Consider the following 8,915-nt stretch of genomic DNA (forward strand, 5'->3'; position numbering starts at 1 on the left):
CAGCCCCTCCGGGGCTTTTTGTGCTGGTTACGTTCCGCCGGAAATGCCCTTTCCCGGCCTCATTCCCCCGTTCCTGCCGGTGATGGCCATATTCTGTGACGGCCGACGTCCGTTCCGGAAGTGTTATCCACATAAATCCGCAAACGAATAACGTTAACTTTCAGCAAATGAAAAACGTGAAACCTGCATAATCTTCTTAAACACCGTTATTAATCCCCTGCATTCTTACGCTGCAGGGAAATCTTTTATCCCTGCAACTTCTGTGAACAAAACAAAAATGCCTTCGCTCGCAGCGGCCAGACGGCCGCGCCGCTCAGAATCAAAGGTACCTCCCGTCACAACGTGACGGGCCCCGATCCGAAAACTAGTTACAACATTCTCTTTGATTTTCCGAAAACCAAGCGCAGACACTTCAGCTTCAGTGTGGAACCCACCACTAAAAAGCGCCGCCGCCCCGGCCGAAGGCCGGGAACAACATCGCTTTTAATGATGGATGTTGTAACTAGTTTCTTCGCCGCTGCCAGTTCTGTTGCTGCATGGTCAGTGCTATTTCCCCCGTAAGCGGCTAACGCCGCTAACTCGCAGTACCACTCAACAGCCCTCCAGGCTGTTTCGCTAACTGCGCCCCCCCGTGGGGGAAATGAAACACCATCATGGCGTTAAGCGGATTATGGCCTGGCAGGGAGGGGGATGGGATAGGCGTTAACTATCAGGCAAGTTTCCGGCTGACGCCGGGCTCCGGCGGCCAGCCCTCTGTGCTGTATGTAACCTCATCATACCGCCTTACATGCCGCTTCGCGGCATCTGGGGGAAGGCTGCGCGCTGCTCGCCTTCCTCAACCCCGGACGTCAGCTCATGTTACCGGCTTCGCCGGGCGCTCCGGCGGGATAACCCCCGGTGAAAACCCGGTCAACCTTTCCGCCGGCATGTGCCTGATGGCACATCCGTAAGCCCGCATTTCCTGGCCTGTCATGAATGTATTTTTAGTGTAAAAACCTTATATAACATTCAGTTAAAAACATAATCGCGCTATAATTAACCAAGTACTGATACCTGTAAGATGAGGTTCCTCATGAGCGATTCCGGGCAACCGTCCGTACCTGAAAAGATGACAAAGAAAGAACGGAAAAAACTCGCACTCAGCCTGGCGCTGAAAAAAGTCTGTACCCGCTGGCCGGAGCTGTGGCCGGGATGGAAAAAAAGGGAGTTCCGGCCAATCGCCCACGGCATCAGCCAACTGATGCACGACCAGCTTAAAGCTGACCCGGTTCCTGACCTGACCCATAACGAAGTCGCCCGGGTTATGTTTTATGTGACGGGAAGCCTGAGTTACCTGGAGCAGATTAAAGCAGGCGCTTACCGCTACGGCCTCGACGGTCAGCCTGTCCAGGAAGTGACGGCAGAGGATGAGAAGTACTCACGTCTGCGCATTAAGGAAATACATCAGCGTATCAAGGCCAGCGCCGCCAGAAAAGCCACAGAGCAGGATACTTCTGAAGAGACTAATTCACCGTGATAGCAACCACCACACTGACGTCCAGGTCCGGCCGCATGGCCTGTGTGCCCTGGTCGCGCTCCATATCGCACGCCAGGATGGCGTGGTATCCGGCGAGTCCCAGGAAAGCCTGTTTCTGACCCGCTGGCTGGCCACCGCACAGAAGCAGAAACGCTTTCCGCGTGAAGTGGCGCCGGACATCGAGTGGCTGCTGAAACAGGGACGCCTCTACGGCGTCAGGGCGAAGCTGGCCAGCAAACTGGAATACCTCTGGCACTCCTGTACGGGCGAGATTTCAGCGCAGAGCGATCTGTTCCGGCTGACCTACGCCATTGAAAACGCGAAAAGCATGCACTGGACTTACCGGTTGCTCAGTGATCGTGAGTGGAGTGGCCGCCATGCCGTTCCGGTGAACCCTGCGGTTAACTGTATTAGTCTGTCGAAGTCATCCCTCGATGCCGCGTTCGATGACGACGGCAGGCTGAAGGGCAACCTGATGGCCAGAATCACCGGCAATCTCCCCGGGCTTTCCGTCCTGCTCTCGCGTTGTGGCTGGGAGGCTATGGCGGCAGAAAATGTCGGCTCTGACCCCCTTTACCGTCTGTGTGTAACTACAGTCTGATTTTTAAGGAACATCATGTCACCTCTTATATCCGACCCTGTTAAGGCTCTGCAGGCTTGTGTGAACGTCCTGAAGGCCCGCGGGTATGACACTCAGAAACCAAGTTTGTTTCCGGCCAAGACGCGCCTGCGCGCAGATCCAGCCCTTCAACTGCCGGTCATTGTCGCAAGTACGTTGCTTGTAGAAAAACAAGCGCCCGGGCTGAATCACACGCTTGATGAGGAACTGAAGAAAGTATTTTCGGAAAAGCGCACGATGAAACATCGCCATCGCCGCAGGTAACTGTTATCTGAAAAAAAAGCCTGTCCGGACGAACAGGCTCTCAAGGAAAACAACGGATCGTTATTGTAATTCGGGTGGTGCCGGGTGCCTCCCGGTGACGTTACCCCAGCCAGTAACGACGCGTGCATACCTGCAGACTGCAGTTGACCGGAACGCCCATTCGCGCAGAAAGGATTCACCACGGCAATACGCTACTGCTGTAATAATCATGTTGTCAATAAAAGGCAGGTACATCATGAAAGAGGGAGCCATCAGCCGCCAGTCAGCAACAGTCAGTTGTGAATGTTCAAAAGTGTATAGGGATTGCTATACATAGCTCTTGTGTTATCCTTGTAAAGCAATTGCTATACAAGGAACACGCACATGAAATCAGATGTTCAGCTCAATCTTAGAGCCAAAGAATCTCAGCGGGCACTCATTGATGCTGCGGCAGAGATCCTTCATAAATCCCGTACAGACTTTATCCTGGAAATGGCATGTCAGGCGGCGGAGAATGTGATTCTCGACCGCCGCGTATTCAATTTTAACGATGAGCAGTATGCAGAGTTTATCGCTATGCTCGATGAACCGGTTGCGGATGACCCAGCCATCGATAAGCTGTTGGCAAGGAAACCTCAGTGGGACGTGTAACAGCACCAGAACCGCTATCCAGTTCACACCAGCTCGCAGAATTCGTCAGTGGCGAGAGTGTACTCGATGAATGGCTTAAACAGCGAGGGCTTAAGAATCAGGCTCTCGGGGCCGCCCGAACGTTCGTTGTCTGCAAATCCGGCACGAAGCAAGTCGCTGGCTTTTACTCTCTGGCCACTGGCAGCGTTAACCATACGGAATCCACAGGTAGTCTTCGGCGCAACATGCCGGACCCTATACCGGTCATCATACTTGCTCGTCTTGCAGTCGATGTTGCATTCCGTGGAAAAGGGATCGGCGCCGATCTGCTTCACGATGCGGTGCTGCGTTGTTATCGGGTTGCTGAGAATATCGGTGTACGTGCGATCATGGTTCACGCGCTTACTGAAGAAGCCAAAGGCTTTTATCTGTACCACGGCTTTAAGGCTTCAAATACACAGGAACGCACATTATTCCTGAAACTACCTTGATTTAACATAATGTTTCTTAAGTGCACTTTAACTTATTGTTATTAAAGGATAATTAATAGGTCAATAATGATGCCACTGGATAAATATGACGACTACCGCGCTCTGTGTTATGAGGCTCTGCAAAGTGACATGCCGGACGCAATTCAGGACATTTATGCGTTAATGCTTAAGTGCCGTTCTGAATACATGCTTAATTTTCAGCAACAGTTTCAGGGCTGGGTTCTGAATAAGTATCTTATGCCGGCAATACAATCCCCGAACAAACTGGATATTTTTCTCGCATGGGAAAGCCGGAATGCAGACTGGAAACATATCCTCCGTATGTCATTGCTTGGCGGCCGTGTGGGCTCTGTTGCCCGAACGCTGCGGATGTCTCTGTTAACTTTTGCTGAGCAGCACAGCAAGGCCGATCGCTGACGTCTTTGTTCACCGCAATACGAAGAGATATTTCGGGAATAAAAAAACCGGTCTGGTGACATCCCCGCGACCGGCTCAATAAACTGTCTGATGTTATGTACTCATCAGTGTGCAAATAATATACCAGTTTCGGTTACGGGTAACAATGTGGTTTTATTTTTGTGCGCTGTAGTAAACGTTTTACATACACACCAGTAACGGTGTGTTTCCTGCCGTGGAATGTCTGAGCACCTGGGAACGGGTAAAGTAAATCGGCCTGAACCGGAAAATAAACAGCACGCCGAGGTGAAATCGAACGTCACCACAGGTTAAGCGAGGATAAAAAAAACCATTCCTCACGGGGGGGAATGGTCAAAAAGTTGCGTCCTGATTCTTTGTATATCAGGGTACAGGGAGAATAGCTCCAGCTGTCGTGGTTAAAACGATAAATAAAAGGCTTAATGTGGTCCATTTTTGTTACGGAATTGTCAATCTGTGCTTTTACACGTTTTTCCGTCGAAGTTGGCCGGGCTCAGTGACTTGCCTGACCGCCCTTCTTCATTGTACGCCATCGCCACGGTTCAACCGGGGATGGGTCTGCCCACAGACCCGACCGGCTCTCCCGTGCCAGCCTCTCCAGTCCGACATATTCCGCTACCGATGCCCTGTCGTGATACCGGTAGGCCCAGGCCATACCAGTTTTCACCTGAACGGCATTAATGTCTGTTGTGTCTGACCAGATGGTTCCAAGCAGGCGGCCATAACGATCCTGGGTACTTCCAGAGACATGCACTGACTTGTCGGCCGTCAGTGCGGTCAGCGCCTGTCGGGAACGCTGGCCAAAGGGCTGACTCTTTTCCGGCGCATCGATGCCAGCCAGGCGAACACGCGTCAGTCGGTTTCCCGGCTCAAGAACCTCAACGGTATCCCCGTCCAGCACGCGCACCACATGGCCATGGATATCCGCGCTGGCAAACCAGGCTGCTGTAAACAGACACAGCGAGGAATACTTCGTAAATTTCAGCATCATCTCTGGTTCCGTTCTTCCTGATCAGTCAGCTGCAAAATCATCTTCTCCAACTGCGCGCGGGTTTCGCTGGTACCGTCAAAGTCCACTTTGACGTCACTGTCGGTTAGCGAATCAAGCAGCACCTCCAGCTGGCTGATCCGGTAGTGGATTTGGGCGAGGGTCATAACCATACGCCAGTGCATGCTGGAAAAACTGGTGAACGTCACATGACGGCGTTTAACCGTGGTCGTGTCAAAGTCATAGCACAGGGGCATAAGACGATTATCATCATAGAGGGTTTCTGCCGTTATGCCCCTGACATGTTGTGCCAGGTACGAATCCGGATCTTCCGGTCCCTGACCATTCATTTCCCGCAGCATGGCGTAGTACGGCGCCCACTCCACTTCTGAAGCGGCGCTCAGCATTAACAGCTGGGTATTTTCACCGCCCGTATACGCGGCCAGTATCTTCTTCATCTGTCGGCAGTATTCCCGCAGGGAAGGATCCCGGCCAAGAGAGGACCGCTCGTAAGCGGCACGGGCGTAAATAATGAAAAGCAACACTTCAGTATACATACGCCCCTTGTGTTCAATATTATTTATCAGCTCATCATTCCAGCATGCAAGCGACATTGCAGCCGGCATGGCCTGACGCAGATGAATCAGCAGCGGATCGGCTCTGTCGGTTACTTTTTCCCAGGCATGTTCCTTTTTCGGTCCCTCCTCCATTCCACTGGCCCGGTTCCAGTGAGTGAAAATCAGCTCGTATTCTTCTGCAAGCTGCTTATCCAGTTGCCCCTGACTGTGAGCCTGAAATGCGTGAGCTATCTGCCCGTTGATATGCCGGATCAGTGGTGACAGATCGGGAAACACATACTGGATTGGTGAAGGCCTGGGAACCGGAAGCAGCCTGATAAGGTTGCTCAGTTGGTTTTCAGTTATGTAGGGCCCTGAGAACTGACCGGAACCCGCGTCACGGAAACCAATAAAGGGCTTATGATTGTTATTCATGCCTGTGTACTCACTTTTTCTATTATCTGCAGGATATACTAGCTGTTTCACCAATTCCCGCCCAACATAAGTGGCCAGGATCAGACGTTAACCCCAGCCCAATTCTGACGGTTCCATACTGATTGTGGAGTCGCTGGACTTTTGTACAGATCGCCAGGGAAATTTCACCTGGCTGATCGGATTCGTGGCCGCCAGAATCACAATGGAATAAGGCCTGGTATGAGAGCCTTCCCCCACGTGTCATCGTCTCATCCATGCCATTCAGGATCCCTGGAATAAATGACAGTGTAAATACGGCTATCATTTCTTATTTAAGGTTGTAACGGATTCCCGAACTCGTTTAAATACCTTTCTCCAAAAATATAAGAGGCGTAGTCAGTTAAATGCCCGACATCACGATAGACTTGTATAGAATCGACATGGCTGATACAGGAGTTGTTTTTGCACTGTATTTTCTTTGGATCAATAATTATCAAAGAAGGATATTCTTCTTTAAGCATGTCAAAAAGCGTTGTCAGGTACTGACTTTCTTGTGCCTGAATGCGTCGGGAATCACAGGCTGTTTCTGAGAATGTCTTTCTCAGAATAGCTTCACGCTGTCGGCACTCCTGATAGCCCTTTGGCATGGGATATATTGTTTTAATAATGACAGGTCTTGCCCCGGATTCAATAATCTTTGAAATCGCAAGTTTTGCGGAACGGGTCATTCGTTCTTTTGTTAAAGCATCAGAACGGGCATCATCTTTTTTAGTAATAAGATGCGGTCCACGCGAATAATTCTGCCAGACTTCACCAATAATAACATAATCAAATTTATTATTTTTTATGATGTTGTAATACTCGGCCGTTTTGCTGTGGCAATACTCATAATTTTTATTCTTATATATCCACCAGTCATATTGCCATATTCCCGGCAGGGTCAGGCATGACGAAACACTCAGTGCATTAATTTTTATTCCGGCATCTTTCCCCAGTACATCGAAAAATCCCCAGAAATGATTGGAATTCGAGTCACCAATCACAAGCGCAGATTTATTACCTTCACGAGCGCCAAGGACACAGGTTTCCAGCGAATGATTCGTATCGATGCATTTTTTTCTGGTAACGGCCTTCCTTTCATAGTGCTGGATTGTTTTGAACTGATGTGAATATACAGAACCAAGACGCTCAGGAAAACCCTGTTGTTTTACTGCAACAGAATACAGGATACTGTAAAAAATTGCAGGTAAAGCTAAAAGCAGTGTCACAGTGAGTTTCAGACTATACCTGAATTTCCTCATTGGTTGTTCGATAAGATAATAACCAATCAGCGACAGTGTGATAATACTGCCGCAAATGTATATGAGGTTCAGACCGGTTAACTGGATGTTGACATAGCGACAGTATGCAAGAACCGGCCAGTGCCATAAATAAAGTGAATATGATATTTTTCCAGTGAATGAAAAAGGTTTTAAAGATAATAACCTGCTGATGAAGTTACTTTCTTGTTTTCCTGAGAAGATTAAAACGCATGTGCAGGCCACGACTATTAACGCATTGACATTTGGGTAAATATCAATCACATGCTCTTTTGTCGAAATGTAAATAATTCCGATAATCGCCAGGGTATTTAAAACTGTTGAAATACCCTTGTGAATATATTCCTTTCGACAGGTCAGTAAATATGTTGTACCGCCTGCACAGAATTCAAATACTCTTGTGCTCAGGAAATAATATGACTGCCCAGGTTCATTTTTTGCTATAAACAATGCTAATGCTGCGAATACAAAGGTAATGACAGACCATAATACTAAAATATAATTATCACTGATATTAACATTTTTAGTTGCCGGGACTCTTTTTTTAAGAGAAATGGTTATCGCGATGAACAAAGGAAGGAATATATACCATTGCCATTCAACGGCAAGCGACCATGTATGTAACAAAGGAAATATATCACTTTCAGGTGTTGCATATGCTACTGACTGACGCGAGAAATACTGATTGGCAATTAATAAGGTGTTATATTTTGCGCTTTTAAGATAGTCCAGATAATCCGGGGAAACAAAAAGAACACTTGAGACAAGTAACGTCACAATACAAACAAATATTAATGCAGGCTGTATGCGCCAGAGTCGACGAACAAAAAAATCTGAGTAACTGAAAGTACCTTCTCTGAGTGATGATAGAATAATGCCAGTTATCAGGTAACCGGATATAACAAAGAAAATATCAACACCGATAAATCCTGACGGGAAGTACCCGATGCCGAGGTGAAATAAAATCACAACAGTAACCGCAATAGCCCTGAGGCCATCAATATCCGTACGGTATTTTTTCTTAATTTGATTTAGGTTCATTTTTAATGGTGTGTTTGAATTTAAATGCCAACATATATAATAATATGAAATATATTAAAAAGCTATAATATCTAACATTATATGCTAAACTCTCTGTAAGTTAATTTACTTGCGTTTGTTTTTGTTCCATTAGATTACATGCACAGTTAGAGAGAAAACCGTGAGTCAGCGATTTTTCGTGCGCCACTTCCACGGTCCAACGGGAATCGGCAAAAGCAATACCAGAAATACTGGCCTGGATAAGACAGGCAACCGTAATAACTTTCACTGTGATCCCGGTTTTACGCATCCAGGTATTCTCAGTTCCTTTCATAGAATTCTCAAATATTATCAACAAGTTCATCAATCAGATGCCCGGCCAGGCTGATATTCAGGGCCGTACAATTTGTTTTCAGTACCTCCAGCATACCGCTGTGGCTGTATGTCACCCATCGCTCCAGTGCGCCATGATAGGCCCTAAATAACTGTTCGGAATAGTAGATCACTTTGAGGGAACTCAGCCCGAATTGTGCGATCTGATCAATCGCTGAATATCCCAAATCACCAACCGGACTGAGCGATGCCGATCATAGCACCAATTCCCCGTGACGAACGACGCCTGATGCAGAAAGCTATCCATAAAACGCGTGATAAAAATTATGCCCGCAGACTGACCGCCATGC

At 48.1% G+C, this 8,915-nt stretch carries 8 protein-coding genes and 2 pseudogenes; 6 read left to right on the top strand and 4 right to left on the bottom strand.

Features of this window, described 5'->3' with window-relative positions; genetic code table 11:
• Positions 1-1,072 precede the first annotated feature (1,072 nt).
• The 5 genes and pseudogenes from QQZ17_RS14030 (at position 1,073) to QQZ17_RS14050 (ending at position 3,499) form a co-directional block, all read left to right on the top strand.
• A complete protein-coding gene (locus QQZ17_RS14030) occupies positions 1,073-1,516 on the top strand; it encodes a ProQ/FINO family protein (RefSeq protein ID WP_053071107.1) in 444 nt (147 codons plus the stop codon).
• A gap of 35 nt (positions 1,517-1,551) precedes the next feature.
• Positions 1,552-2,117 (top strand): annotated as a pseudogene (locus QQZ17_RS14035) (DUF2913 family protein).
• Between the two features lie 15 nt (positions 2,118-2,132).
• The gene (locus QQZ17_RS14040; RefSeq protein ID WP_048242174.1) at positions 2,133-2,399 is read left to right on the top strand and encodes a hypothetical protein; all 267 of its coding nucleotides are present in this window, start codon (positions 2,133-2,135) and stop codon (positions 2,397-2,399) included.
• A 363-nt stretch (positions 2,400-2,762) separates the two neighbouring features.
• Positions 2,763-3,029: a type II toxin-antitoxin system TacA family antitoxin gene (locus tag QQZ17_RS14045; protein ID WP_048242172.1), complete on the top strand. Its 267-nt coding sequence runs from the start codon at positions 2,763-2,765 to the stop codon at positions 3,027-3,029.
• A complete protein-coding gene (locus QQZ17_RS14050; RefSeq protein WP_048242169.1) occupies positions 3,017-3,499 on the top strand; it encodes a GNAT family N-acetyltransferase in 483 nt (160 codons plus the stop codon). The genes QQZ17_RS14045 and QQZ17_RS14050 overlap by 13 nt, the downstream gene beginning before the upstream one ends.
• A gap of 928 nt (positions 3,500-4,427) precedes the next feature.
• Here the strand turns inward: QQZ17_RS14050 and QQZ17_RS14055 are convergent.
• From QQZ17_RS14055 to QQZ17_RS14070, 4 genes are all read right to left on the bottom strand, one after another.
• Positions 4,428-4,922, bottom strand: a complete 495-nt coding sequence (locus tag QQZ17_RS14055) for a thermonuclease family protein (RefSeq protein WP_048242271.1) — start codon at positions 4,920-4,922, stop codon at positions 4,428-4,430.
• Positions 4,922-5,965: a hypothetical protein gene (locus tag QQZ17_RS14060; RefSeq protein WP_187696670.1), complete on the bottom strand. Its 1,044-nt coding sequence runs from the start codon at positions 5,963-5,965 to the stop codon at positions 4,922-4,924. The genes QQZ17_RS14055 and QQZ17_RS14060 overlap by 1 nt, the downstream gene beginning before the upstream one ends.
• Before the next feature lie 260 nt (positions 5,966-6,225).
• Positions 6,226-8,253, bottom strand: coding sequence for an acyltransferase family protein (locus QQZ17_RS14065; RefSeq protein WP_048242163.1), 2,028 nt, complete (start codon positions 8,251-8,253; stop codon positions 6,226-6,228).
• 100 nt (positions 8,254-8,353) lie between these two features.
• A complete protein-coding gene (locus QQZ17_RS14070; RefSeq protein ID WP_152400163.1) occupies positions 8,354-8,566 on the bottom strand; it encodes a hypothetical protein in 213 nt (70 codons plus the stop codon).
• A gap of 246 nt (positions 8,567-8,812) precedes the next feature.
• Here QQZ17_RS14070 and QQZ17_RS14075 point away from each other — a divergent pair.
• Positions 8,813-8,915: pseudogene (locus QQZ17_RS14075) on the top strand (IS630 family transposase); the annotation flags it as partial.

The organism is Citrobacter sp. T1.2D-1, from assembly GCF_950098555.1.
Lineage (GTDB): Bacteria > Pseudomonadota > Gammaproteobacteria > Enterobacterales > Enterobacteriaceae > Citrobacter_A > Citrobacter_A telavivensis.